This window comes from Actinomadura scrupuli (assembly GCF_050971785.1).
GTDB classification, from domain to species: domain Bacteria; phylum Actinomycetota; class Actinomycetes; order Streptosporangiales; family Streptosporangiaceae; genus Actinomadura_E; species Actinomadura_E scrupuli.
Genome location: NZ_JBPCCU010000002.1, coordinates 417,603 through 442,346, shown reverse-complemented (window position 1 = coordinate 442,346; position 24,744 = coordinate 417,603). Strand labels below are relative to the sequence as shown.

The 24,744-nt window shown below is 70.9% G+C and carries 22 protein-coding genes; 13 read left to right on the top strand and 9 right to left on the bottom strand.

All coding sequences use genetic code 11. From position 1 onward, the window contains the following. Window positions 1-180 precede the first annotated feature (180 nt). The 7 genes from ACRYCC_RS09705 (at window position 181) to ACRYCC_RS09675 (ending at window position 7,283) form a co-directional block, all read left to right on the top strand. Window positions 181-927 (top strand): DUF998 domain-containing protein, encoded by a 747-nt coding sequence (locus ACRYCC_RS09705; RefSeq protein WP_433810474.1) that lies wholly within the window; start codon window positions 181-183, stop codon window positions 925-927. Then, window positions 924-1,775, top strand: coding sequence for an alpha/beta fold hydrolase (locus ACRYCC_RS09700; protein WP_433810472.1), 852 nt, complete (start codon window positions 924-926; stop codon window positions 1,773-1,775). The genes ACRYCC_RS09705 and ACRYCC_RS09700 overlap by 4 nt, the downstream gene beginning before the upstream one ends. Next, complete coding sequence (locus ACRYCC_RS09695) at window positions 1,772-2,167, top strand: hypothetical protein (protein ID WP_433810470.1); 396 nt, start codon at window positions 1,772-1,774, stop codon at window positions 2,165-2,167. The genes ACRYCC_RS09700 and ACRYCC_RS09695 overlap by 4 nt, the downstream gene beginning before the upstream one ends. A gap of 279 nt (window positions 2,168-2,446) precedes the next feature. Continuing rightward, the gene (locus ACRYCC_RS09690) at window positions 2,447-2,851 is read left to right on the top strand and encodes a hypothetical protein (protein ID WP_433810468.1); all 405 of its coding nucleotides are present in this window, start codon (window positions 2,447-2,449) and stop codon (window positions 2,849-2,851) included. Window positions 2,852-3,104: 253 nt separating this feature from the next. Then, window positions 3,105-3,494: a hypothetical protein gene (locus ACRYCC_RS09685; protein WP_433810466.1), complete on the top strand. Its 390-nt coding sequence runs from the start codon at window positions 3,105-3,107 to the stop codon at window positions 3,492-3,494. A 122-nt stretch (window positions 3,495-3,616) separates the two neighbouring features. Beyond that, a complete protein-coding gene (gene plsX / locus ACRYCC_RS09680) occupies window positions 3,617-4,831 on the top strand; it encodes a phosphate acyltransferase PlsX (protein ID WP_433810464.1) in 1,215 nt (404 codons plus the stop codon). Between the two features lie 67 nt (window positions 4,832-4,898). After that, window positions 4,899-7,283, top strand: coding sequence for an HAD-IC family P-type ATPase (locus ACRYCC_RS09675; RefSeq protein WP_433810462.1), 2,385 nt, complete (start codon window positions 4,899-4,901; stop codon window positions 7,281-7,283). Here ACRYCC_RS09675 and ACRYCC_RS09670 read toward each other — a convergent pair. Together ACRYCC_RS09670 and ACRYCC_RS09665 are read right to left on the bottom strand one after the other, a co-directional pair. Continuing rightward, window positions 7,267-8,484, bottom strand: a complete 1,218-nt coding sequence (locus tag ACRYCC_RS09670; protein WP_433810460.1) for an MFS transporter — start codon at window positions 8,482-8,484, stop codon at window positions 7,267-7,269. The two genes, ACRYCC_RS09675 and ACRYCC_RS09670, sit on opposite strands and share 17 nt — an antisense overlap. A gap of 169 nt (window positions 8,485-8,653) precedes the next feature. Next, window positions 8,654-11,089, bottom strand: a complete 2,436-nt coding sequence (locus ACRYCC_RS09665; protein WP_433810458.1) for a M4 family metallopeptidase — start codon at window positions 11,087-11,089, stop codon at window positions 8,654-8,656. Between the two features lie 444 nt (window positions 11,090-11,533). Between ACRYCC_RS09665 and ACRYCC_RS09660 the strand changes: the two genes are divergently transcribed. Then, the gene (locus ACRYCC_RS09660; RefSeq protein WP_433810457.1) at window positions 11,534-12,559 is read left to right on the top strand and encodes a LacI family DNA-binding transcriptional regulator; all 1,026 of its coding nucleotides are present in this window, start codon (window positions 11,534-11,536) and stop codon (window positions 12,557-12,559) included. Between the two features lie 115 nt (window positions 12,560-12,674). Next, window positions 12,675-13,274 carry a Uma2 family endonuclease gene (locus ACRYCC_RS09655; RefSeq protein WP_433810455.1) on the top strand — a complete coding sequence of 200 codons (600 nt, stop codon included), beginning with the start codon at window positions 12,675-12,677 and terminating at the stop codon, window positions 13,272-13,274. Between the two features lie 412 nt (window positions 13,275-13,686). Here ACRYCC_RS09655 and ACRYCC_RS09650 read toward each other — a convergent pair whose 3' ends face one another. Together ACRYCC_RS09650 and ACRYCC_RS09645 are read right to left on the bottom strand one after the other, a co-directional pair. Next, a complete protein-coding gene (locus ACRYCC_RS09650) occupies window positions 13,687-13,902 on the bottom strand; it encodes a DUF397 domain-containing protein (protein WP_433812125.1) in 216 nt (71 codons plus the stop codon). Window positions 13,903-13,923: 21 nt separating this feature from the next. Then, complete coding sequence (locus tag ACRYCC_RS09645; protein ID WP_433810453.1) at window positions 13,924-14,781, bottom strand: helix-turn-helix domain-containing protein; 858 nt, start codon at window positions 14,779-14,781, stop codon at window positions 13,924-13,926. A gap of 164 nt (window positions 14,782-14,945) precedes the next feature. Here ACRYCC_RS09645 and ACRYCC_RS09640 point away from each other — a divergent pair, with 164 nt between their 5' ends. Continuing rightward, window positions 14,946-15,401: an ATP-binding protein gene (locus ACRYCC_RS09640; protein WP_433810451.1), complete on the top strand. Its 456-nt coding sequence runs from the start codon at window positions 14,946-14,948 to the stop codon at window positions 15,399-15,401. A 25-nt stretch (window positions 15,402-15,426) separates the two neighbouring features. Here ACRYCC_RS09640 and ACRYCC_RS09635 read toward each other — a convergent pair whose 3' ends face one another. Beyond that, on the bottom strand, window positions 15,427-15,927 hold the full coding sequence (locus tag ACRYCC_RS09635) for an ATP-binding protein (RefSeq protein WP_433810449.1): 501 nt from the start codon (window positions 15,925-15,927) through the stop codon (window positions 15,427-15,429). Window positions 15,928-16,162: 235 nt separating this feature from the next. On the opposite strand from ACRYCC_RS09635, the gene argS reads away from it, so the two are divergent. Further along, complete coding sequence (argS, locus tag ACRYCC_RS09630; protein WP_433810448.1) at window positions 16,163-17,902, top strand: arginine--tRNA ligase; 1,740 nt, start codon at window positions 16,163-16,165, stop codon at window positions 17,900-17,902. A 33-nt stretch (window positions 17,903-17,935) separates the two neighbouring features. After that, window positions 17,936-18,181 carry a DUF2630 family protein gene (locus tag ACRYCC_RS09625; RefSeq protein WP_433810447.1) on the top strand — a complete coding sequence of 82 codons (246 nt, stop codon included), beginning with the start codon at window positions 17,936-17,938 and terminating at the stop codon, window positions 18,179-18,181. A 202-nt stretch (window positions 18,182-18,383) separates the two neighbouring features. On the opposite strand, the gene ACRYCC_RS09620 is transcribed toward ACRYCC_RS09625, so the two are convergent. The 4 genes from ACRYCC_RS09620 to deoC all read right to left on the bottom strand — a co-directional run bounded on the left by ACRYCC_RS09620 (window position 18,384) and on the right by deoC (window position 22,792). Then, window positions 18,384-19,436, bottom strand: coding sequence for a hypothetical protein (locus ACRYCC_RS09620; RefSeq protein ID WP_433810445.1), 1,053 nt, complete (start codon window positions 19,434-19,436; stop codon window positions 18,384-18,386). Between the two features lie 72 nt (window positions 19,437-19,508). Continuing rightward, the gene (locus ACRYCC_RS09615; protein ID WP_433810444.1) at window positions 19,509-20,366 is read right to left on the bottom strand and encodes an aldehyde dehydrogenase family protein; all 858 of its coding nucleotides are present in this window, start codon (window positions 20,364-20,366) and stop codon (window positions 19,509-19,511) included. A gap of 48 nt (window positions 20,367-20,414) precedes the next feature. Further along, window positions 20,415-21,857, bottom strand: coding sequence for an aldehyde dehydrogenase family protein (locus ACRYCC_RS09610; RefSeq protein WP_433810442.1), 1,443 nt, complete (start codon window positions 21,855-21,857; stop codon window positions 20,415-20,417). 2 nt (window positions 21,858-21,859) lie between these two features. Next, window positions 21,860-22,792, bottom strand: coding sequence for a deoxyribose-phosphate aldolase (deoC, locus tag ACRYCC_RS09605; RefSeq protein WP_433810440.1), 933 nt, complete (start codon window positions 22,790-22,792; stop codon window positions 21,860-21,862). A 171-nt stretch (window positions 22,793-22,963) separates the two neighbouring features. Between deoC and ACRYCC_RS09600 the strand changes: the two genes are divergently transcribed. Then, window positions 22,964-24,742: an LLM class flavin-dependent oxidoreductase gene (locus ACRYCC_RS09600; RefSeq protein ID WP_433810439.1), complete on the top strand. Its 1,779-nt coding sequence runs from the start codon at window positions 22,964-22,966 to the stop codon at window positions 24,740-24,742. Window positions 24,743-24,744: the final 2 nt, after the last annotated feature.

Here is a 24,744-nt window from a genome sequence, read left to right as displayed (position 1 = left end):
GACCACCGCTTGCGTACGACCACCGCTTGTCACGACCACCGCTGACGGGTGGGCAGGAGCCCGGCTCCCGCCCACCCGTCCGGCTTTCACCCCCTTCCGCCGGGCGCCTCCGAGGGCTCCCTATGCTGGTGATATGCGCGTGTGACGGAGAGCGCTCCGCGCACCGCCGAGGAGGGGGCAGTGGAGGCAGGGCGCGGCAGCCGAGGGGCAGGGGTCCTGCCCGGCTTCGTGGTCGTGCTGGCGGCCGTCGGCGCCGTCTCCTACACCGCATGGATCCTGGAGTTCCTGCTCAGCCCCGGCATCGACGTCGTCGACGGGTACGTCAGCGAGCTGTCGGCCCGCGGGCAGCCCTACCGCCTGGTGTTCAGCGCCGGGGACCTCGTCACCGGCGTGCTGGTCACCGGCGTGGCCCTCGCCGCCCTGCTGATGCTCCGCCGCCGGCCCTGGGCGGTCTTCGGCTGGTGCAGCCTGCTGCTGTTCGGGCTCTGGGCGATCGGTGACTCGCTGTTCTCCATGGACTGCGCGCCCAGCATCGACACCGCGTGCGCGCTGCGGGAACGCGCCGGCCAGGTCTCGTTCTCGCACGAGTTCCACTCGGTGACCAGCAGCATGGTGACCCTGTGCGGGATCGCGGCGCTGCTGGGGCTGTCGATCGCGGCCCGGCGTTACGGCTGGTGGCCCGCGCTGGCCCGCTGGGGCTGGCTGCTCGCCCTCACCGAGGCGGTCCTGTCCGGGGGCACCCTCGCGCTCATGTACTTCGGCCTCTGGCTCGGCCTGGCGCAGCGCCTGCAGATCAGCGTGCTGTGCATGGGCCTGCTGGTCATCGCCTGGGCCCTGCACACCGACTGGCTGGCGTACCGGCAGGCGCGCGCCGCACTGGCCTCCGTCCGACCCCCGCGAGAGAAGGCAGGCAGCACCCCTCCGTGAAGCTCCTGGAACTGGCCGGCAGCCTGGTGCATGTCGTCACCGCCGGCAAACCCGACAATCCCCCCGTCATCATCAGCAGCGGGCTGGGTGGCGCCTGGTTCGACTGGGAGCCGGTCGTCGAACTGCTGCGCGACGACTACCGGGTGATCTGCTTCGACCGGCCCGGAACGGGTCTCAGCCCCGGCACCGGCACGACGCCGAGCCTGCGCGCGGCGGTCCGTGAGCTGGCGGCGCTGGCCCGCGGCACCGGGCGGCCCGTCACCGTGATCGCGCACTCGATGGCCGCCTTCCAGGCCGAGGCGCTCGCCCGCATCCACCCCGAGCTGGTCCGCGGCCTGGTGCTGGTGGATCCGAGCTACGAGCCCGACGCGCGGGTACGGCTGCGCCTGTCGGCGGTGCTCTCGCCGCTGTACCGGCTGACCGGCACCGTCCTGGAGACCACCCGGCTGGCCCGGCTGATCGGCCCCTGGGCACGCCGCCGGATCCTCGCCCAGGTCAGCACGCGCGGCGAGATCGCGACCCCGCAGACCGTCCGCCGGGTGTACGGGCGCGGGGTGGTCCTGGCCGGCGTGCTCACCGAGAACCAGGCCTACAGCGAGATGGCCGCCGACCTCGCCGGGCTCCGGCGGCGCCGGCCGTTCCCGGACATCCCCCTGGTGGTGCTGACCGCCCTCGGTGACCTGGGCGGGCCGGAGCAGGAACGTGCGTGGGCCGCGGCCCACGCCGAGCTGGCCGCGATGAGCCCGCGCGGCCACCAGGTGGAGCTGCCGGGCCACCTGCACATGCTGCAACTCGACCGCCCAGATGAGATCGCCGGGGCGGTCGCCGAGGTAATGTCCGGCACATGACTCGGCAGCTCTCCGCCGTCATCGGGTTATCCGTCCTCGTCGGGATCGGAGCCGGGATCGAGGTGACCGGCACGGGCTGCCAGAATCCGGCGGTCACCGTTTCGGACGGCGAGTTACGCAACGCCACCGCGAACGGCGCCGCCGTGGAGCTCAAGGGCCTTGGCTACCGGCTGCGGCACCGGCCGAGCTGCCGTACGCCCGCCGGGAACACCCGGCGCACCGTACGCGTGCACTGCGAGGCCGTGACCACCGACGGACGGCCGGTGCGCGTCGAGGGGGTCGCCTACGACGCGGAGAGCCGCCATCCCCGCCAGCACTTCGTCATCCGGGTGGCCGGTCGCGTGGTGCTCCGCAAGTCCTGTCTCGGCCTCGGCTGCCGGGACCGGTCGTGATCAGCCCCCGGTGAAGGGAAACGACGGGCCGACCTCCCCGCAAGAAAGAGGTCTTCCCGCCGTCCCCGCGTGCCCCTGCCGACGGGTGACTAGGCCGCCGCTTCGAGGAGGGGCTTGAGCAGGAACCGAGTGTAGTCAGTCCCTCCAGGGGGCGGACGGTCTCGGAGTAACGACAGCAAACGAGAGCCGCCCGGCTCTGCTGTCGCGTTCTGTTCGCAGGCGCGACAAGGGCCGGGCCGACTACCCGAGCCCTTGCGCGCCCTGATCATGAGGAGTCTCATGAGCGGCAACCGCAAGCCCATCGCACCGTCCGAGCCCCCCTTCTTCGCGTCTCCGGACGGCCTCAGCGAAGAGATACGCGCCGCGGCGGTCGTGAGGGGAATGAAGCCCGCCGAGCTCGACGTGCTCTCCTCGGCCTCCCGGTGGATGCACTCGATGTACGGGTCGTTCCGTATCTGTGCAGAGCTCGACGAGGTCGTCGAAGCATGGGGCCTGATGACCCCGGACGACTTCGAGCACTACAACTTCGCCCGGGCCGAGGGTGTCACCCACGCCCAGGCGCTGGAGGCCGTCAGGGCCTGCGGCTACATGTACCTCTACCTCGAACGGCTGCGCGTCGGCGACGAGCACGACGAAGCACTCGAGAAGACCGGGTGCGTCCTGGACGCGGACGACGAGGGCTGAACACCGGACCGGCCTGCGCTCTCCCGACGGAGAGTGCGGGCCGGTTCCACCCTGCGGTCACCGGGCCGTCCGGCTCCCTGTGACCCCGGAACCACCCCGGAACCACCCCGGAACCACCCCGGCACCGCCCCGCAAAACGCCCTGCCTTCGTCGCGCAATGGATCGACGATTAATCGCGCGATCACCCTCAAGTTGCGGGAAAGAAAGCATGGCGGACGTGTGAGAACGTGCTCCGCCGGTCACGCTACGGCGTGTGAAGCTCTACATCGGTGCTCTCGGCGCCCTGATCGTGGCGGGCTGCGCGGTCGCCATCGGATACCTCACCCTCTTCGCGCATCACAAGGAGCTCCGGCATCACAACCAGGCGCAGTTGCTCAATGCGATACCCGTCACCGCGACCGCCGAGTTGCGTCACCGGGGGTTCGTCCCGCGCAAGCCGCTGCACTGCTGGAACATGCGCGAGGCCGCTCCCAAGAAGATGCGGGTGGCCTGCTCGGGCACGACCACCAAGAACGAGAAGATCCAGGTGATCGGAGCCGCCGAGGCGAAGGTGCAGGAGGAGTACTTCACCATCCTGATCGACGGCCGGCCGCTGGTGCAGAACGTCGGCTGCCTCGGCGCCGACTGCCACCCCAAGGACTGACGCGCGCACCCGGGCGGGAAGACCTGCGGGAAACCCGGGGAACAGCGCTCCGACCGGCGGGCATACGATGCATGCAGGCGCGCACGCCGCGCAAGCACCCATTCATGACAAGGAGCCGCGGCATGCCCTGGCAGGCGCCGGTCGCCCCGGTGGCAGTCGACACCATGGGTGGCGACCACGCGCCTGAGGCGGTCGTCGCCGGCGCGGTCGCCGCCGTTCGTGACCATGGCGTACGGCTCGTGCTCGTCGGGCAGGCGCCGCGCATCCGGGATCTGCTGGAGCGGCACGGCGCCGCGGGAGTGATCCCCATCGTCAACGCCGAAGAGGCGCTGGAGATGGACGAGGGCGCCCTGGCCAGCTGGCGCAAACCCCGTTCCTCCATCGCCATCGCGTGCCGGCTGATCAAGCAGGGCCGGGCGTCGGCGCTGGTCTCGGCCGGTTCGACCGCCGGGATCGTGGCCACCGCCCGGCTGCGGCTGCGCGGCCAGCACGGTGTGATGCGCCCGGCCATCGCGGTCACCCTGCCGACCCGGCCCCGGCCGACCGTGCTGCTGGACGCCGGCGCCACCGTCGATCCCAAGCCCGAGACCCTGGCGCAGTTCGCCGGGCTCGGGGTGGCCTACGCGCAGGTGGCGCTGGGCGTGGCCCGGCCACGGCTGGGCCTGCTGAACATCGGCTCCGAGCCGGGCAAGGGCAACAAGCTGGCCCGGCGGGCGTACGAGCTGCTCAGTGCCTCGCCTCCGTCGCTCCGTGCCGCCGTGCCGGGCGAGAAGTCCCCGCCGGGGGCCGAGTTCATCGGCAACCTCGAGGGTGACGACCTGCTGAGGGGCCTGGTCGACGTGATCGTCACCGACGGTTTCAGCGGCAACGTGGCCCTCAAGACCATGGAGGGCGCGGTGCGCATGATGGCGGCCGAGGTCCGCGCGGCGGTCGGGTCCACCCGGCGCGCCAAGCTGGGCGCCGCCCTCCAGCGCAGGCCGCTGCGCGAGATGCGCGAGCGGTTCAGCTCCGACACCTACGGCGGCGGGGTGCTGCTCGGCCTCAACGGCACCGTGGTCATCGCGCATGGCGCCTCCAACGCGCTGGCCATCACCTCGGCCTGCCGGCTCGCCCACCAGCTCGCCACCGGGCAGATCGTCGAGCGGATCCGCGACCAGGTCGTGGGGCCGCGCACGTCCCGCTTCGGGCGGCGCAACTCGGGGGACCAGTCCCGCCCCGGCACCGAGCGGACGGACGAGACCCGCGGGAGCGAGGAACGAATCGCCGAGCCGTTCGTTCCCAAGGAGGATCTGCCAGATGCCGGAGAGACACCGGCACCACCACCTGCGAACAAATGATCATACGGCTTCCACCCCGGTCCGATCTGAGGCAGGCGATCGCGGGGAGCACCTCCCCGGGGGGAACGTGAAGGACGTACAGCACGCCGCCGCATGGGGGCTGACCGACGAGCAGGTCGCCCAGCGGGAGGCCGCGGGCCAGGTCAACGACGTTCCGCGGCGGTCCAGCCGGTCGGTGCGCGACATCGTCCGGGCGAACGTCCTCACCCGGTTCAACGCGATCATCGGCGCGCTCTTCGTCCTCATCATGATCTTCGGTCAGTGGCAGGACGGGCTGTTCGGCGGGATCATCATCGCCAACACCGCGATCGGCATCATCCAGGAGCTGCGCGCCAAGCGCACGCTCGATCAGCTGGCGGTGGTCGGCGAGACCCCCGTCCGGGCCAGGCGGGACGGCCGGGTCCGCGAGCTCGGCCAGCGGGAGATCGTGCTCGGGGACCTGCTGCTGGTGGGCTCGGGCGACCGGGTCGTCGTCGACGGGGAGATCAGTGAGTCCGAGGGTCTTGAGGTGGACGAGTCGCTGCTGACCGGCGAGGCCGACCCGGTGCACAAGCGGCCGGGCGACCCGGTGATGTCGGGCAGCTTCGTGGTCGCCGGCAACGGCGCGTTCACGGCCACCAAGGTGGGGCGCGACGCCTACGCGGCGGCGCTCGTCGAGGAGGCCAGCCGCTTCTCCCTGGCCAGGTCCGAGCTCCAGACCGGCATCAACGCGTTCCTCAAGTACGTCACCTGGCTGATCGTCCCCACCGCGATACTGCTGATCATCAGCCAGCTCGTCTCGGCGCAGAGCTTCGACCAGGCCGTGGTGGGCGCCGTCGCCGGGGTGGCCACGATGGTCCCCGAGGGCCTGGTGCTGATGACCAGCATCGCCTTCGCGGTCGGAGTCGTACGGCTCGGCCGCCGTCAGTGCCTGGTGCAGGAACTGCCGGCCATCGAGGTGCTGGCCCGGGTCGACGTGCTGTGCGTCGACAAGACCGGCACGCTCACCGAGCCCGGCATGGACCTCGAGGAGGTGGTGGTCCTGCGCGCCGACCTGCCGGTGCACACCGCGCTGGGGGCGCTGGCCGACACCGACCCGCGGCCCAACCCCACGATGCGCGCCGCCGCGGGGGCCGACGGCGCGGACCCCCACGACGACGGTACGGCCTGGAAGGCCGGCACGGTGGTGCCGTTCTCCTCGGCCCGCAAGTGGAGCGGGGCCGAGTTCACCGGCCAGGGCGCGTGGGTGTTCGGCGCGGCCGACGTGCTCCTGGCCGAGGACGACCCGGACCGGAGGCGGGCCGAGCGGCTGGGCGCCTCCGGGCTGCGGGTGCTGGCCCTCTGCCGGGTCCCGGACGGCGCGCTGGAGGCCCACGCCGACGGGGGCGCGGGATGGCCGGACGGGAGCGCCGACGCCGCCGCGCTGGTGCTCCTGCGCCAGCGGCTCCGCCCCGAGGCCCCCGCCACGGTCCGCTACTTCGCCGAGCAGGGGGTCACCGTCAAAGTGATCTCCGGCGACAATCCGGCGTCGGTCGGCGCCATCGCCCGCGCCCTGGAGATCCCCGGCGCCGAGCACCCGGTCGACGCGCGCACCATGCCCGAGGACCTCGACGAGATGGCCGACCTGCTGGAACGGAACTCGGTGTTCGGCCGGGTCAGCCCGCAGCAGAAGCGGGCGATGGTCAAGGCCCTCCAGTCACGCGGCCGGACGGTCGCGATGACCGGCGACGGCGTCAACGACGTGCTCGCCCTCAAGGACGCCGACCTGGGCGTCGCGATGGGATCGGGCAGCGGCGCCACCCGGGCGGTCGCCAAGATCGTGCTGCTGAACGACAGCTTCGCGACCCTGCCGCACGTCGTCGCGGAGGGCCGCCGGGTGCTCGGCAACATCGAGCGGGTCGCGAACCTCTTCCTCACCAAGACGGTCTACTCGATCCTGCTGGCCGTGCTGGTCGGCCTCCTGCACGTGCGCTTCCCCTTCCTGCCCCGGCACCTGACGCTGATCAGCGCGCTGACCATCGGGATCCCGGCGTTCTTCCTGGCCCTGGCGCCCAACCTGGAGCGGGCCCGGCCCGGTTTCGTGCCCCGGGTGCTGCGGTTCGCGGTCCCGGCCGGGATCGCGTGCGGGGCGGCGACGTTCGCCGGTTACTACCTCGCCACCGAGCACGGCGCGGCCACGTTCGCGCAGAACAGCTCCACCGCCACCCTCACGCTGTTCGTGCTGGCCATGTGGGCCCTGGTGCTGATCGCCCGGCCCTACACCTGGTGGCGGATCGGCCTGGTCGCCGCGATGGCCGCGGGCTTCCTCATCGTGCTGGCCGTACCGGGGCTGCGCGACTTCTTCGCCCTCTATCCCGGCGACCTCTACAGCGACACGGCGGCGCTCGCCATCGCCGGAGTCGCCGCCGTGCTGCTGTCGCTCACGGTGCGGTACGCGCACCGGTTCCCGGGCGTGCTCAGACGGCCTGACTGACCGGGTCATCGGCCGTGGCCCCCGCAGGTCCCCGCCGGCCGCGGAGACTGCGCCGGCCCAGCAGCAGCACGGCCAGGGCGAGCACCCCGCCGGCTCCCGCGCAGGCGAACGCGCCGGAGGGGCCCGCGAGGTCCCCCGCCCGGCCCGCCGCGGCCGAGCCCAGCGCCGCTCCGCCCGCCATCGCGGTCACCACCCAGGCGAAGGCCTCGGTGACCGTGCCCTGCGGCGCGAGCTCGTCGACGAGGGTGAACGTGCAGGCCAGCATCGGGGCGAGGAACACGCCGCCGACCATCGCGAGCACCAGCATGAGCGGGAGCGCGGGCACCAGCGAGAGCGGCAGGTAGCCCAGGGCCAGCCCCCCGACCAGCCATGGCAGCCGGCGGTGCGCCGGGCCGCCCGGCCGCACGGCGGCGTACACCAGGCCGCCGGTGAAGGCTCCCCCGGCGTTGGCCGCCAGCAGGAGCCCGGAGGCCGAGCCGGAGTGGCGGCTGTCGGCGTACGTGACGGCGGCCACGCTGATCACTCCCAGCGCGGTGGCCGCGCAGGCCAGCGCGACGAGCAGGGTACGCAGCCCCGGCGATCTCAGCGGGCCCGCCCAGTCCGCCGTCCGCGGATGGCCGCGCCAGTGGCGGGAGGGCGCCGCCGTGACCACCACCAGGGTCCCGGCGATGCCCAGCAGCGCGGTGAGCAGCAGGGCCGCCTCGGGCGAGACCACCGCCGCCGCGATCACGAGCAGGGGCCCGCAGATGAACAGCAGCTCCTGGGCCGCCGCGTCCAGCCCGTACGCCACCGCCACCTGGGCCGGATCCGTGAGCACCACCGGCCACAGCGCCCGCAGGCCGGCCTCCAGCGGCGGCGTGGCGAATCCGGCGACCAGGAACGCCGCCGTGGTCACCGGCAGCGGATACAGGCCGGTCACCACAGGGAGCGTGAACCCCACGGCCGCCGCCACCGCGGCGGGGATGAGCACCCGCGGCTGACCGGCCCGGTCCATCAGGCGGCCGAGGACCGGCTGGCCGGCGGCCATCGCGACGACGTATCCGGCCGCCAGCGCCCCGCTCAGGGTGTAGTCGCCCCCGTGCGCCCGCACGAACAGCAGGATCACCAGTCCCGCCATGCCGTTGGGCAACCGGCCCAGCAGGGTGCCGCCCAGCAACCGCATGGCGTAGGGGGTACGCAGGAAGTCGCGGTACGTGCGCATCAGGGGGGTTCCTCGTCATACGTATTACTCGGCTACGTCATACGTATCACCCCCAGCTCCGAAGTGCCACCGGGTTTCTCCGCCCGGGTGGCCGCGGCCCCCTGGTCCGGGACCGCGGCCACCCCCTGATCCGGCCGTTCGGGCCGGTCCGGCGGGTCGGGCCGGTGGGTCAGGCGGAGTTCAGCGCGATGTCGTCGACCACGAAGCTGGTCTGCAGGCCGGCGTCCTCCCTGCCGGTGAAGCTCAGCGTCACGGTCTGCCCGGCGAGGGAGGAGACGTTGAAGCTCTTGAGCAGGTAGCCGCCGGCGGCGTTGAGGTTGGAGTAGGTGGCGAGCGTCGTACTGCCGATCTTCACGGTCAGGGTGTCGTAGACGACGTTGCCCGTTTCGGCGGTGTCGGTGTGCAGCCAGAAACTGAGCGTGCTCGTACAGCCGGCCGGGATCGTCACCTGCTGGTAGAGCACGTCGTTGTGCGTGGTGCCGTAGCCGTCCAGCCAGCCGAACACGTTGCCGGTGCGCGCGGTCTGGCCGGTGCCGCTGAGCGAGACGACCCCCCGGGTGGCGGTCCAGGCCGCGTGACCGCTCTCGAACCCGCCATTGGTGACCTTGTTGCCGGGCTGCGTGCACGCGCCGGCGGCGGGTTTGATCGTCCAGACGAAGGAGGCCGTGGCGGCGAGGTTCGAGGAGTTCCGCGCCGTGATCGTCGTGGTCGGGGTGCCCGCCGCGGTGGGCGTACCGGAGATCACCCCGGTGGAGGCGTTGATCGACAATCCGGCCGGCAGCCCGGTCGCGCTGTAGGTGAGCACCTTGCCGCCGGGATCGGTGGCCTTGATCGGTAACACCACCGGCACGCCGACCGTGCTGGTCAGGTTGCCGGGATTGGTGATCGTCGGGGTGCCGGACTGGCCACCGCAGGTGCCGGGCACCGGGTCGGCGCCGGTCACGCTCACCGCGGCCCAGGCGGCGTTGACGGTGTTGTACTCGGTGCAGTGCGTGCCGTAGAGATCGGCCGCCGCCCTGAGCGACGACGTACGCGCCGCCGCGTAGTCGATGCCGCTGGTGGCATAGACCGACAGCACCCGGTACCAGATCTTCGAGGCCTTGTCGTTCCCGATGCCGTTGATCGTGGAACCGTTGCAGGTGGGGCTGTTGCCGTACCCGCGGTTGCCGCTGCCGACGGCCGCGAGGAAGAACCAGTGGTTGAGCGGCCCGTTGGCGTGGTGGGGATCCAGGTTGCCGTTGTTGGCGGCGTAGCAGTTGGGTGAGGCACCGTCGAGCGAAGGGTTGTACATGTACCGCAGCGGCGTGTTGTTGCCGTTGATGTTGATCAGTTCGCCGATGGTGTAGTCGGGCGTGTCCCTGGGGTTGCCCGAGTAGAACTCCACCATCGTGCCGAAGATGTCGCTGGTGCCCTCGTTGAGGCCGCCGACCTCACCGATGTCCTGCCAGCCGATCAGCGCACCGCTGATGCCGTGGCTCATCTCGTGCCCGGCCACGTCCAGCTCGGTGAGCGGCCGGACGTTGCCCACGCCGTCGCCGTAGGTCATCTGGGTGCCGTCCCAGAACGCGTTCGCGTACCCGTTGCCGTAGTGCGTGCGGGAGGGCACCCCTGACCCGTTGCCGAAGATGCCGTTCCGGCCCTGGGCCGCCTGGAAGTAGGTGTACGTCTGGGCCGCGCCGAAGTGCGCGTCGACGCCGGTGGAGGCCGGGTCGCCGGTGGTGCCGTTGCCGAACGTCCCGGTGGTGTTGCTGTAGATCGAGCCGTTGCTGATGCCCAGGGTGCTGTGGCCCAGGTCGGTGGTGAACCCGTTGCCGTGCGAGGGGTCCTTCATCGAGTACGTGCCACCCGCGAGAGTCAGGTCCAGCGGGACCGTACCGCTGTAGACCGACCTTCCCGTGCCCGGCGTCCGCGCCACCCGGCCGGCCTGCGGCGGGCCGGCCCTCCGTGCCGTTGGCGACGCGGGCGCCGAGGCCCGGCCGACGGCGGCCAGCGTGTTGATGCGGTCGTTCGCGAACGCGACCTTGCTGGTGTGCGCGTCCACGAGGACCTGCAGCCGGCTGGGGGTCTGGTCCGGCCGGAGCCCGGTGACGGTGACGTCCCAGACGAGGAAGGCACTGGTCTTCAACGTCCGTACCGCCAGTCTCGGCGCCGACACCGAAAGGACCGTTCCATTGAGCTGGGTCCGGGCCACCGCCCTGGCCCGGTCGGCGTCCACGGTCGGCGTCTCCGCCACGGCCGGGGACATCGGGTTGGCCACGTCGAAGGAGGTCGAGGTCCCGTCCGGTCTCATGTGCACGTTGATGTCCCCGCCGTAGACGGGGAGGCCCTTGAACTTGCGGTCGAACCGCACGTGGGCAGAGCCGTCGCGGTCGAGGACCACGTTCCGGGCGGCGAAGGTCTGGTCGGCGGCGACATGCGCCTGCTGAGGGTGCTCGCGGACGGCCTTCAGGGCGTTGGCGATCGCGCGCTCACGCTCGGCCGGTGTGGGTTCCCTGGTCAGGGTGGGCGGCGAGAAGGCGGACGGCCCGACGGGCAGCGGCGGCACGGGCGGCGGCGAAGTGGCGGCGGTGGCGGGGACGGCACAGGTCACCCAGAGCGATGCCACGACCGGCACCATGGCGGTGCGTCGTCGGTTCACTGAAGAGAGCCCCTTCCCTTGGGATGTACGGGTGTGTGAGCCGGACCGAAGCGCGTTGCCACGTGCAGAGCCCCCGCCAGGCACCCAAACGGATATCGGCGGGAAGGAGGAAGAGAGCCGCCGCCGCGCCCTATTGCCGATTCCGAACCGGGAAATCGACCGTGCCATGCCAGATGAGCGGCCCCCGATCCGCTCCGGGCAGCGGTACCGCTCCTGGGTACGCGGCGGGCGCCGTCACCACCGCACCGGTTCGCACGGGAAGATGACAGGATGTTGACGCGAAGCCAGCACCCGGCCGCAGGTCACAGCGGTGACCCGCGACCGGGCTGTCCCGCGTGATGCGTCAGCCTCCGGAAGATCACACAGGCGGGTGTTGGTCCCCGTCCGATCGATGATCTGGAAGTGATGTCGATGCCGACGACAGGGCGCCCGGCCGGCCCGCCGGTCCGCCGTCCGACCAGCAAGGACGTGGCCCAGGCCGCGGGCGTCTCCCAGTCCACGGTCTCGATCGTGCTGGCCGGCAAGTGGGCCGGCCGGGTCTCCCCCGACACCGCCGAGTCCGTACGCGAGACCGCCGCCCGGCTCGGCTACCGGCTCAACCGGGCCGCCAGCAATCTGCGCCTCGGCCAGGCCCGGACGGTGCTGCTCGTCGTCCCGACGCTGTCCAGCCCGTTCTTCGGGGACGTGTACGCGGGCGCGGCACGGGTCGCCGCCGACCGCGGTTTCAGCGTGGTCGTCTACCTGTGGCCCGACGGGGCGGGGGTGGCGGACAGCCCCTTCGCCAAGGTGAACGAGGCGATCGACGGCGTGCTCGCCTCGTCGATGGCCGTCGACGCGCTCGCCGAGCTGAGCGCGGACGCCATGCCCCTGATCATGCTCGACAGCGATCCGGGGGACGCGGTGCCCACGGTCAACCTCGACGTGGCGGCCGGGTTCCGCGTCGCCGTGGCGCACCTGGCCGGCCTCGGGCATCGCCGGTTCGGCCACCTCGCCGCGGCCGTGGACACCTGGACCTTCCGGACCCGGCGCGCGGCCGTGACCACCGCCGTGGGGTCCCTGCCGGGCGCCGTACTGCTGCGCGAGCACACCGCCATCGACATCCGCGCCGCCCGGGAGGCCGCCGGGGCCCTGCTGCGGCGGCCCGACCGGCCCACCGCGCTCGTCTGCGACGACGACCTGATCGCCGCGGGCGCGTACAAGGCCGCCCGCGACCTCGGGCTCGGCGTCCCCGCCGATCTCTCCGTCACCGGCTTCGACGACATCCTGCTCGCCGAGGCCCTCGAACCCGAGCTGACGACCGTACGGCTGCCCGCGCAGGAGCTGGGCGCCCAGGGCATGCGGGCCCTGCTGAACCTGCTCGACGGCGGCGACCCCGCCTCGGTCTCCCTCCCGGGGACGTTCATCGCCCGCGACTCCACCGGCCCCGCCCCGAGCTGACCCACGACTATTGTCCGATCACGCACTGTCACGGCATTCTGTCGACACCGTGTTCTACGTTCTGTGCCGGAGTGGATACGGAACGTACGACAGGAGAACAGGGGATGATGGAGCGATGGCCCTCGCCTACGCCATGGAGACAGCCCACACGATGGACGACGAACGAGAACCCACCCTGCGGGAGATCCACGAGTCGCTGGACATTCCCGGCTGCCGGGTGGAGATCATCGGGGAGCGCATCATCGTGAGCCCCACACCGATCATGCAGCACGGCAAAATCGTCTTCTGGCTGGGCGACGTCCTCCGTGAACTCTGCGAGACCAACAACTGGGCCAGGTTGCCCCAGACCACCGTGGATCTGCTCACCACGGAGGAGCGTTTCGTGCCGGACCTGGTCCTCTGTCCGGAAGACAAATCTCCGGACGGCGACTGGCTCCTCCCGCCGGAGCACACGATCCTCGTCGTGGAGGTCGTCTCGGCGTCGAGCAGGAATGACGACTACAAGTCCAAGGAGGAGAGCTACGCGAAGAACGGGATCCCGATGTACCTCATCGTCGATCCCTTCCTGGCGAGGCTGACGCTCTGCACCGAGCCGAGCGATCGAGGCTACCGAATGGTCCACTCCGTCGATGTGGGCGAAAAACTGGACTTGCCCGAGCCCCTCGGCATCACCCTCGATACGGCCACGGCCCCGATCAAGCCAGCGGAGAAGTAGTCCCGACCAGGTGCCGCCCACCGCGCGGGCGGCGTCTACGCAGCGAAACGCGGCTCAGTGGACTCCGCACAGCGGCCCCGGCTCAGCCGGCGCCACGCTTCGCGGCACCCAGGACGATCCCATGCGGAAGCCGGGAGGCGGGTCTTCGAGCACGGCAGGGGGGTGCGGCTGTAGATGCTTTGCCCTGACCACCCATACGCGGCCTGTGGCAGCGGGACCGGACGCACGAAGCGTACGGGGGATCCCTGCCCCTCTCACTACCGCAAGGAAGGGGACCCAGTACGTTCCGTACGGCAAGCACACTCGGCCGTCGGCCGCGTATCAGTGGTCACGGCAAAGCCGTTTGCGCGACCATCCCCCCGCCCGGGAGACGCATGTCCTGACTGGCCGACCCCCTGAGACGACGTGACGCTCAGCCGAACACGTCACGCTTCACGGCACCCAGAAAGCTCTCCCACTCGGTCGCCGAGAAGCTCAGCACCGGCCCACCAGGGTCCTTGGAGTCCCGAGCCCGTACCACGGCTTCGGCACTACGCAAGGCCGCCACCTCGACGCACTCGCCTTCTGTACCGCCGCTGCTGTGGGAGCTCTTCCGCCAGACAGCATCTGGTAGATCCCGTTGGGACATCCGGTTCTCCGCTTCCATCGGCTACAGCGCCGACCTTACGCACTCGATCAGCGCCCGGGAATCCCACTCGGAAAGCGCCACCGAGCTGAGCTGATCGTAGGCCAGGGAATAGCGGCGAAGATCGTCACCGTCCTCCAGGTACCAGGCCCGTGTCAGAGCCTCCACTCGTGCCACGGTGAGTTCCCCCCATTCGCCGACCTCGAGAATCGTGAAAGCTCCGTTCATACCGGGGTTAGCCCCGGCTGAGAACGGCAACACCCGCACCTTCACATGTCCGAATTCAGCCATCTCCAGCACTCGGGACAGCTGATCCGACATGGTCTGCGGGCCGCCCACCATCTGACGCAACGCCGCTTCACCGATGATCAACGAGTACTGCGGCGGTCGTGAACAGGTAAGGATTTCCTGCCGCTTCAACCGCACCGCGACGAACTCGTCTTGATCAGACGGCCGTAAACCAGACACGCTGACGCCGAGCATCGCACGCATGTACGCCTCGGTCTGCAAGAGTCCGGGCAGGTACAGCGCCTCGAACGTTCTGATCACCTTGGCGTCGGCCTCCAGGCTGATCAGATCCAGTGTCGCCGGGGAGAGCGTGTTCTTGTAGCGGTTCCACCAGCCGCGTTTGCTCGCGTCACGGCGGAGGGTGAGCAGGAACCGGCGCAACTGCGGGTCGGCGACCCGGTAGGCGTCGAGGATGGCGTGCAGTTCGTCCTGGCGCAGGCCCTGTTCGGCGCGCTCGATCTTGGCCAGGGAGGACGCGGGGCGGTCCATCAGACGGGCGGCCTTGGCCTGCGTCCAGCCCAGTTCTTCGCGGATGCGCCGCAGTTCCCGTCCCAGCCGGCGGCGGCGTACGGTCAGGCGCGCGGAATCGGCCATGCGGCCAGCTTCAGTCATCACGCTCAGCGACGGGACGGTTTCGCGCGGAAGAGACAATTGTCGATCGCGACTATCGGCTCATCGGGAGTTCCGGCCCCCGGAGCATCATCCGTCCGGTCCACAGTGGCGGCAGACGCCCGTGGAAAGGAAGCCAGGTGACGATGATGAGCGAAACGGAACCCCTGTGGACGGTCTCCATTCCGGGTGTCGAGGAGTCCATTCCGCTGTTGCGACGACAGGCCCGGGCGCGGCTCCGCGCGGTCCTCCCCGACTCGGGCGATCTGCTGCTGTGCCTGACCGAGCTCGCCACGAACGCGCTCAAGCACACCGACAGCGGGAACGGCGGGCAGATCGTCGTACGGCTCGCGATGTCGGAGAAGGAGATCCTGGTCTCGGTGACCGACGACGGCGGCGCGACGACGTACCCGGAGATCCCGAACAGGACATCCCCGGACCCCCGGACCGGACCCGGCAGCGCGACGAACATGTGCCCGGAGATCCCTCACGAGGCCGGCGGGACCTGCGGACGAGGCCTGCGGCTCGTGGACGCGCTGGCCGCCCGCTGGGGTGTCCGCCCCGGCCGCCCCGGCACCACCGTCTGGTTCGCGCTCCCCCGGTGAAAGGCGTTCACCGTGGCCGTACCGGTCAGGGGACGGGGTGCAGGCGGGGGCGATCGTCGTAGACGGCCGTGACCGTACGACCGCAGAAGCCGCCGCACCAGTCCCACCACGAGGCCGTCATCTCGACGGCGAACAGGCCCCTGCCGGACTCGGCGAAGTCGAAATCCCCGAGATCCGCGGCCATCGGGCCGCCGGCCGTACCCCGCCTGGGCTCGTTCGGGCCGCCCTGGTCGATGACCGTGAGGGCGACGCCGCCGCGCCATCGGCGTACCTCGACCACGAAGAGGCCGCCCGGGCAGCCGGACCGGGTGTGCTGGAGCGCGTTGGCCACCAGTTCCCCGGCGGCCAAGATCAGATCGTCGGCGCGGGGCGAGCCCTCGACCAGGAAGCCCACGAAGTCCCGGGCCCGGCGGGCCTGGGGGCGCAGGCCCGGGAAGGCCCGCCGCCAGCACATGTCGCCGACGGGGAAGTCCCGGCCGCGCATGCGGACGACTCCGGGATGCTTGACGGACTGTGTCACCGTCATGGCGACCTCCGTGTCTCACCGGCGGGGGGACCGTGAGCAAAATGGCGTGATATCTGCCCATAAGGATCGAGCTCCCGTCCCACGGCCTCAAGGACCTGCGGTGAACTGTTTGCAACGGTCCACTCACACGCCGGAAAACCGATGGAGAGAACGTACTCGGCGGCCTTAGTGTCGGTAACATCCCGGCGGCCCGGTCAGCGCGGACCGGGTTCGCCCACACAGATAGCCTGGAGCCATGTCCGATCCGCAACTCGTTCTCGCCGCCCGGGTCCAGGCCGCGCTAGCCGCCGCCTATGGGCCTTCGTACGCGGACTCCGACCCGGTCATCCGGCCGTCGCAGTTCGCCGACTTCCAGGCCAACGTGGCACTGCCGCTGGCCAAGAAGCTGGGCCGAAAGCCGCGCGACATCGCCGACGAGATCGTGGCCAACCTCGACGCCGACGACGTCTTCTCCGGCATCGAGGTCAGCGGGCCGGGCTTCATCAACCTCACGCTGAGCGACACCTGGATCGCCGCGCAGGCCGAGACCATGCGGACCGACGAGCGGCTCGGCGTGCCCCGGGCCGATCCGGCGCAGATCATCCCGGTCGACTACTCGGCGCCCAACGTCGCCAAGGAGATGCACGTCGGGCATCTGCGGACCACCGTGGTGGGCGACGCCTTCACCCGGACGGCCGAGTTCAGGGGCCATACGGTCATCCGGCAGAACCACATCGGCGACTGGGGCACCCCGTTCGGCATGCTCATCGAGCACCTGCTGGACGTGGGCGAGGACTCTCCCGAGGCCGGGCAGCTCACCACCGAGCCGAACGTCTTCTACCAGGCCGCGCGGGTCAAGTTCGACTCCAGCCCGGACTTCGCCGACCGGGCCCGGCAGCGGGTGGTCGCGCTGCAGCGGGGCGACGAGGACACCCTGCGGCTGTGGCACGAGCTGGTCGACCTGTCCAAGGCGTACTTCAACCGCATCTACGACAAGCTCGGCATCACGCTCACCGACGACGACCTGGCCGGCGAGAGCACGTACAACGACATGCTCAAGGAGGTCTGCGACGACCTCGAGGCCAAGGGCATCGCCGTCATGAGCGAAGGGGCGCTCTGCGTCTTCCTCGACGGCTACCTCGGCCGCGAGGGCAAGCCGGTGCCTCTGATCATTCGCAAGAGCGACGGCGGGTACGGCTACGCGACCACCGACCTCGCGGCGCTGCGGTATCGGGCGCAGACCCTGCACGCGGACCGGATCATCTACGTCATCGGGGCCCCCCAGGGCCTGCACCTCAAGATGGTGTTCGAGACCGCCGCGAAGGCCGGCTGGCTGGGCCGGACCGAGCCCTTCCACGCCGCCATCGGCAACGTCCTCGGCACCGACGGCAAGATCCTGCGGACCCGGAGCGGGCAGTCGATCAAGCTGATCTCCCTGCTCGACGAGGCCGTCGAGCGGGCCGAGAAGGTCATCGCCGAGCGGGAGTACGACGACGCGACCCGGCAGGAGATCGCCCAGGCGGTCGGCATCGGCGGGATCAAGTACGCCGACCTGTCGGTGGCACGCGACAGCGAGTACGTCTTCGACTGGGACCGGATGCTGGCCCTCAACGGCAACACCGGGCCCTACCTGCAGTACGCGACCGCGCGGATCCGGTCGATCTTCCGCAAGGCCGGGGTCTCGCCGGAGCAGGTGACCGCGCCCGTGACGATCACCCACCCGGCCGAGCGGGCACTGGCCCTGCAGTTGCTCGGCTTCCTGCCCGCCGTGGACGCGCTGATCGAGGATGTGGCGCCGCACAAGCTGTCGGCCTACCTCTACGGGGTCGCCGACGCCCTGACCACGTTCTACGAGGCCTGCCCGGTGCTGTACGCGAACGGCGCCGAGGTGCCGCCGGAGGTGCGGGAGCCCCGGCTGGCGCTGTGCTCGGTGGCCCTGCGGACGCTGACCACCGGCCTGGGCCTGCTCGGCGTGCCCGTCCCGGACCGCATGTGACCACGCCCGGCGCATCGATGAGAGAGTGATCCTATGAACGACAAGGAGATCATCGAGCGCGTGCACGCACTGGTCGCGGAGGAACACGACCTGCGTGACCGGCGCTCGGAGGGCAAGCTGAGCGAGCAGCAGGAACAAGACCGGCTGGCGGCGCTGGAGGTCGCGCTGGACCAGTGCTGGGATCTGCTGCGGCAGCGCCGGGCCCGCAAGGCCGTCGGCGCGAACCCCGACGAGGCACAGGCACGGCCGATCAGCGAGGTCGAGGGCTACCAGCAGTAACCCGCCTGCCCAGCACTACCGAGGCGTATCAGTTGGAGCCGCCCATGGCGATCACCGGTTTGGTGGTCGCCGTGGCCTTGGCGACCATGGTGCGTCGTGGTGTTCACCGACGGTTCTCCGGAATGACGGTGTGCCATTTCTGCCTCGGGCGCGCAGAAGCCCCGTCCCGATAGCGGGATGGGGCTTCCACGTCGTACGCCGTTCAGCGGTTGTTCCGTGAGCCACCCACCAGACCGGACAGGAAGTCCCCGTCACCACTGGTGGAGTGCTGCATGGCCTCCAGGGAACTCTGCCCTGCCGCGGTGGCCGACCTCACGGCCGACTTCGCCGCCACGACCATCTGCTTGACGGGCCCCGGCCGGCTCATGCCGGAGCCCGACTTCTTCTCCTCGGACTTCGTCGTCCCGTTTCCGGGCTTGCCCGAGCCGGCCCTGCTCGTCACCGTGGTGGCCTTGGCCCTGATGCTCGGCGTCGACCTGCTAGCCGCGGTGGTCTTGGGCTTGGCCTTGGTCCGGGCGGTGACCCTGGTGCCGGTCGCCGAGGTGGCGGCCGAGCTCCTGGTGCCGCTCCGGGCGGTCGAGGACCGGCCGGACGTGCCGGACTTGGCCGTCCCGCCGGTGGTCCTCGACCGCGATGCGGAGGCCGTCTTCCGGCCGGCCGCCGCTCCCGTGGACCTCGACGTCGCGGACCTGCCGGACGTGGACTTGGCCGCCGTGGACCTGCCCGCGGCCTTGGCCGTCGTCGAACGGGTCGAGGACGGCTTTGCGGTCGTCCCCCTCCCGGTGGTCCTGGTCGGCGGCGACGGCTTCGCCGCCGTCATGGCCTTGGCCGCGTCCGACATGGCCTTGGCCGCATCGGCCATCGCCTTGGTGGCGCTGGTCATGGCCGTGGTCATGGTGGTCATGGCCTTCGCCGTCGAGGACGCCTTGGTCGCCATCGACTTCATGGTCTTGGCGGCCGACGTGGCCTTGGTCGCCGCGGAAGAGACCTTCGTCGCGGCCGCGGAGGCCGTGGCCGCAGGCCGCCTGGCGGCGGTGCCGGCCCTCGTTCTGGTCGTGGCGGACGACGCCGCCGTGGTCTTCTTGGCCACGGACTTGTTCGGCGTCGTCTTCTTCGCCGCGCTGCTCTTGGCCGTGCTCCTGGCAGGAGTGGCCTTGGCGCTCGCTCGTCTGGCGGACGTGCTGTTGGCAGCCGCCGTCGTACGCCCCGCCGTCCCTCGGCTGGTAGTCGTACGCGATGCAGTTCTGGTAGCCACTGATCTCCCCCCCGTGATGATCAGTTACGGGGGGATCTATTTCCAAGTTCCGAACAATCTACACACGCGACGTCAAATGCCGATCGGATGCCAGACCGTCTTGGTCTCCAGGAATGTCGTCATACGGTCGGTTCCCGGGTCCGCGGACCACTCGGCAGAGCCTGGGCGCAGGACCCTTTTGAGGTTGTCGGCGGCGGCCCGCTCGCACTCCACCGCGAGGTCCGGTGACGCCCCGGCGAGATCGAGCGCGTTGACGTCCAGATGCGACGCCAGCCAGGGTGCGAGCTCGGCCCGGCGCCCGGTGAGGAGGTTCACCACCCCGCCCGGCAGGTCGGAGGTGGCCAGCACCTCGGCCAGGGTGATGGCGGGCAGCGGAGCGGGCTCGGAGGCCACCACGACGGCGGTGTTGCCGGACACGATCGCCGGCGCGATCACCGAGACCAGGCCGAGCAGCGCGGAGTCGGGGGCGATGACGCCGACGACGCCCGTGGGCTCCGGCGAGGAGAAGTTGAAGAACGGCCCCGACACCGGGTTGGCCGCCCCTGCGACGGCGCCGATCTTGTCGGCCCATCCCGCGTACCAGACCCAGCGGTCGATGGCCTCGTCGACCTCGGTGGCGGCCGCGGCCTTGGTCCGGCCGCCGTCCCTGAGCTCGGCGACGAACTGCCCCCTGCGGCCCTCGAGCATCTCGGCGACCCGGTAGAGGATCTGGCCCCGGTTGTAGGGGGTCCGGCCCGACCAGCCGCCGAAGGCCTTGCGCGCGGCCGTCACCGCGTCCCGTACGTCCTTGCGGGAGGCCTGGGACGCGTTCGCGAGGAAGTTCCCGTCACCGTCATTCACCACGTACGACCTGCCGGACTCCGACCGGGGGAACGCGCCCCCGATGAACAGCTTGTAGGTCTTGCGGACGCTCAGTCGCCCAGTGCTCATCTGCTTCGCTCCGCTCGGCGCCCCACAGGCGCATGTCCCGACCCAGACTCAGACATCGAGGTAGGTCTCCAGTCCGTGCCGGCCGCCCTCGCGGCCGAAGCCGGACTCCTTGTAGCCGCCGAAGGGGCTGGCCGGGTCGAACTTGTTGAACGTGTTGGCCCACACCACCCCGGCGCGGAGCCGCTGCGCCATCCACAGGATCCGCGAGCCCTTGTCGGTCCACACCCCGGCCGACAGGCCGTACGGCGTGTTGTTGGCCTTGTCCACGGCCTCCTGCGGGGTCCGGAAGGTCAGCACCGACAGGACCGGCCCGAAGATCTCGTCACGGGCGATGCGGTGCGACTGGGAGACGCCGGTGAACACCGTCGGGGCGAACCAGAAACCGCGGTCGGGCAGCTCGCACGCCGGGGCCCAGCGCTCGGCGCCCTCCCGCTCGCCCAGGTCCGACAGCGTACGGATCCGCTCGAGCTGCTCGGCGGAGTTGATCGCGCCGATGTCGGTGTTCTTGTCGAGCGGATCACCGACCCGCAGGGTCGCCATCCGCGTCTTGAGCCGGTCGAGGAGCTCCTCCTCGACCGACTCCTGGACCAGCAGCCGCGAGCCCGCGCAGCACACGTGCCCCTGGTTGAAGAAGATCCCGTTGACGATGCCCTCGACGGCCTGGTCGAGCGGGGCGTCGTCGAAGATGACGTTGGCGGCCTTGCCGCCGAGCTCCAGGGTGAGCTTCTTGCTCGTGCCGGCGACCGCCCGGGCGATCTGCCTGCCCACGTCGGTGGAGCCGGTGAAGGCGACCTTGTCGACGCCCTCGTGCTCCACGAGCAGCCGGCCCGTCTCGCCCGCGCCGGTGATGATGTTGACCACGCCCGGCGGCAGGTCGGCCTGCCGGCAGATCTCCGCGAAGGCCAGCGCGGTCAGCGGGGTCGTCTCGGCGGGCTTGAGGACCACCGTGTTGCCGCACGCCAGCGCGGGGGCGATCTTCCAGGCCAGCATGAGCAGCGGGAAGTTCCAGGGGATCACCTGCCCGGCGACACCCAGGCTCCGGGGGTCGGGGCCGAACCCGGCGTGGCCGAGCTTGTCGGCCCATCCGGCGTAGTAGAAGAAGTGCGCGGCCACGAGCGGCAGGTCCACGTCACGGGACTCGCGGATCGGCTTGCCGTTGTCGATCGACTCCAGCACCGCCAGCTCGCGGGACCGCTCCTGGATCAGACGGGCGATCCGGAAGAGGTACTTCGCGCGTTCCCGGCCCGGCATCGGGCCCCAGACGTTCTCGTAGGCGGTACGGGCGGCGGCGACGGCCAGGTCGACGTCCTCCGCGCCCGCCACGGTGAACTCGGCGAGGGCCTCCTCGGTCGCGGGGTCGATCGTCTTGCGCCGGTCCCCGCCCGAACCGTCGACCCACTCCCCGCCGATGAACAGGCCGTACGAGGGCCGGATGTCGACGATGGCCCGCGATTCGGGCGCGGGTGCGTACTCGAACAGCTTGTCGCTCATGCTCAGTCCACCGTCACATAGTCGGGGCCGCCGTAGACGCCGCTCGCGAGCTTCTGCCGCTGCATCAGCAGATCGTTGAGCAGCGACGACGCGCCCAGCCGGAACCATCGGGGGGTCAGCCAGTCCGGCCCCGCGGTCTCGTTGACCAGGACCAGGTACTTGATCGCGTCCTTGGTCGTACGGATCCCGCCCGCCGGCTTGACCCCGATCTGCCGGCCGGTCAGCGCGCGGAAGTCCCGTACGGCCTCCAGCATGATCAGCGTGACCGGGAGAGTCGCGGCGGGCGACACCTTGCCGGTGGAGGTCTTGATGAAGTCGGCGCCGGCGTGCATCGCCAGCCAGGAGGCCCGGCGCACGTTGTCGTAGGTCACCAGCTCGCCGGTCTCCAGGATCACCTTGAGGTGGACGTCCTCCCCGCAGGCCGCCTTGATCGCGCCGATCTCGTCGAAGACCTTCCGGTAGTCACCGGCCAGGAACGCACCCCGGTCGATGACCATGTCGATCTCGGTGGCGCCGTCGTCGACGGCCCGCCGGGTGTCGGCCAGCTTGGCCTCCAGCGGTGCCCGGCCGGACGGGAAGGAGGTCGCGACGCTCGCCACGCCGATACCGGTGCCGCGCAGCGCCTCGACCGCCGTGCCGACCAGGTCGGAGTAGACGCAGATGGCGGCGACCCTGGGCACGGTGGGATCGGCCGGGTCCGGGTGGGCGGCCTTGGCGCACAGGGACCGCACCTTCCCCGGGGTGTCGGCCCCCTCCAGCGTGGTGAGGTCGATCATCGTGATCGCCAGATCGATGGCCTGGGCCTTCGCGGCGTTCTTGATCGATCGGGTGGCCAGCCGGGCGGCGCGTTCCTCCGCACCCACCTGGTCGACGGCGGGCAGCCCGTGCAGGAGCCCGCGCAGCGCGGTCGGATCCGTGAGAGTCGTCGTTGACACCCGCTAAGCATCGCTGACACAAGCGAACTGGACAAACCGGGCCGGATGATCATTGGTTCCGGGCTGGACGATCGCGGGTTCCGAGCCGCTATTGACGGTGCATCCAATTCGGGTGACGCTGACCGGGTAGATGCCGGAGGTAAGGGCGTCTGCGCCGACCGGACCGGGGAGGTGGGAAGGATCCGTTTTTCGATCTTCTACGAGCACCAGCTTCCGCGGCCGTGGGATCAAGGTCAGGAACACCGGCTCTACCAGGACGCGCTGGACCAGATCGAGATCGCCGACCGGGTGGGCTTCGACTACGTCTGGGCGGTCGAGCACCACTTCCTGGAGGAGTATTCGCACTCCAGCGCGCCGGAGGTCTTCCTGGCCGCGGCGAGCCAGCGCACCGAGCGGATCCGCCTGGGTCACGGCATCGTCCAGCTCCCGCCGGCGGTCAACCACCCGGCGCGGGTGGCCGAGCGGATCGCCTCCCTGGACCTGGTCTCCAACGGCCGGGTGGACTTCGGCACCGGCGAGTCCAGCTCCAGCGCCGAGCTGGGCGGGTTCGGGGTGAAACGGACCGACAAACGGGAGCAGTGGCAGGACTCCATCGACGCGATCACCCGGATGTTCGTGGAGGAGCCGTTCGCCGGGTGGGCCTCCAAGCACCTCCAGATGCCCCCGCGCAACGTGATCCCCAAACCCGTACAGAAGCCGCATCCGCCGCTGTGGGTGGCCTGCTCGCGGCGCGAGACCATCCACCTCGCCGCCCGGAACGGCATGGGCGCCCTGTCGTTCTCCTTCATCGAGCCGGAGGCGGCCGCCAAGTGGGTCGGCGAGTACTACCGGCTGCTGGAGTCGGAGGAGTGCGTCCCCGCCGGCTTCACCGTCAACCCGAACGTCACCGTGGTGCTGCCCATGATGCTGCACGAGGACGAGCTCACCGCCATCGAGCGCGGCATCGACGGCGCGCACTTCTTCGGCTTCGCGCTCGCCCACTACTACGGCAGCACCCCGCACGACCCCGGCCGGACCAGCGTGTGGGACGAGTTCGTCCGGACCCGCGCGGCGCGGGGCTTCGACCGGGATGCGATCTCCCCCGGCGAGGGCCCCCTCGACGTGGTGGGGCAGGCCCGCAGCGGCGGCGCACCGGGCATCGTCATGGGCTCGCTCCGCGGCGCGGTCGGCACGCCCGACCAGGTCACCGACTTGATCCGGCGGTACGAGGCCGCGGGCGTCGACCAGGTGGCCTTCGTGCTGCAGTCCGGGCCCAACCGGCACGAGCACATCTGCGAGGCCCTGGAGCTGTTCGGCCGTTCGGTGCTGCCGGCCTTCACCGAGGGCCGCGAGGAGCGGGAGGCCGCCAAGGCGGCGCGGCTGGCCCCGGCGATCGAGGCGGCCCTGGCCCGCCGGAAGCCGCCCCGGGAGCTGCCGGCCGGTTACCGGATCGACGAGGACGCCGAGATCGTGCGGGCGCGCCGCGCCCGCCGGCCCCGCCCGGCCGGGCTGGGCGCCACCCTGGCCGACGTGCGCGGCGAGACTCGCGCGACCGTGCGTCGCCAGGGGATCCGAGGTCTGGCCCGGCTGGTACGCGACCGTTCCGACGCCGAGATCGACCGCCGTTTCGGGCCGCTGGCGCAGCGTGCCCTCTTCACCGCCATGGCCCGGTCCTTCGATCCGGAGGTGGCGCGCGGCTTCGAGGGCGAGCTGGAGTTCCGGCTGACCCGTGCGGAGGGCTCCCCGGGCATCTGGACCATCGAGGTACGCGGCCGGCGGGCCCATGCGCGCCCCGGGCCGGCCCGGAAACCGGCCCTGGCCCTCACCACGCCGGCGGCCGACTACCTGCGGCTGCTGGCCGGTGTGACCAGCCCGGCCAAGCTCCTCATGAGCGGCGGCCTCCGGCTCAGCGGGGACCTGGAGCTGGCTCCGCGCCTCAGCGAGATGTTCGGCGGTCCCTCCCCCTACTGACG

Bases quoted from the DNA above. Each gene is read 5' to 3' on its own strand.
- ACRYCC_RS09650 (WP_433812125.1), bottom strand. From the start codon at position 13,902: ATGTCCCAACGGGATCTACCAGATGCTGTCTGGCGGAAGAGCTCCCAC.
- ACRYCC_RS09655 (WP_433810455.1), top strand. From the start codon at position 12,675: ATGGCCCTCGCCTACGCCATGGAGACAGCCCACACGATGGACGACGAA.
- ACRYCC_RS09690 (WP_433810468.1), top strand. From the start codon at position 2,447: ATGAGCGGCAACCGCAAGCCCATCGCACCGTCCGAGCCCCCCTTCTTC.
- ACRYCC_RS09615 (WP_433810444.1), bottom strand. From the start codon at position 20,366: ATGAGCACTGGGCGACTGAGCGTCCGCAAGACCTACAAGCTGTTCATC.
- ACRYCC_RS09640 (WP_433810451.1), top strand. From the start codon at position 14,946: ATGAGCGAAACGGAACCCCTGTGGACGGTCTCCATTCCGGGTGTCGAG.
- plsX (WP_433810464.1), top strand. From the start codon at position 3,617: ATGCCCTGGCAGGCGCCGGTCGCCCCGGTGGCAGTCGACACCATGGGT.
- ACRYCC_RS09670 (WP_433810460.1), bottom strand. From the start codon at position 8,484: ATGCGCACGTACCGCGACTTCCTGCGTACCCCCTACGCCATGCGGTTG.
- ACRYCC_RS09645 (WP_433810453.1), bottom strand. From the start codon at position 14,781: ATGGCCGATTCCGCGCGCCTGACCGTACGCCGCCGCCGGCTGGGACGG.
- argS (WP_433810448.1), top strand. From the start codon at position 16,163: ATGTCCGATCCGCAACTCGTTCTCGCCGCCCGGGTCCAGGCCGCGCTA.
- ACRYCC_RS09695 (WP_433810470.1), top strand. From the start codon at position 1,772: ATGACTCGGCAGCTCTCCGCCGTCATCGGGTTATCCGTCCTCGTCGGG.
- ACRYCC_RS09610 (WP_433810442.1), bottom strand. From the start codon at position 21,857: ATGAGCGACAAGCTGTTCGAGTACGCACCCGCGCCCGAATCGCGGGCC.
- ACRYCC_RS09660 (WP_433810457.1), top strand. From the start codon at position 11,534: ATGCCGACGACAGGGCGCCCGGCCGGCCCGCCGGTCCGCCGTCCGACC.
- ACRYCC_RS09625 (WP_433810447.1), top strand. From the start codon at position 17,936: ATGAACGACAAGGAGATCATCGAGCGCGTGCACGCACTGGTCGCGGAG.
- ACRYCC_RS09635 (WP_433810449.1), bottom strand. From the start codon at position 15,927: ATGACGGTGACACAGTCCGTCAAGCATCCCGGAGTCGTCCGCATGCGC.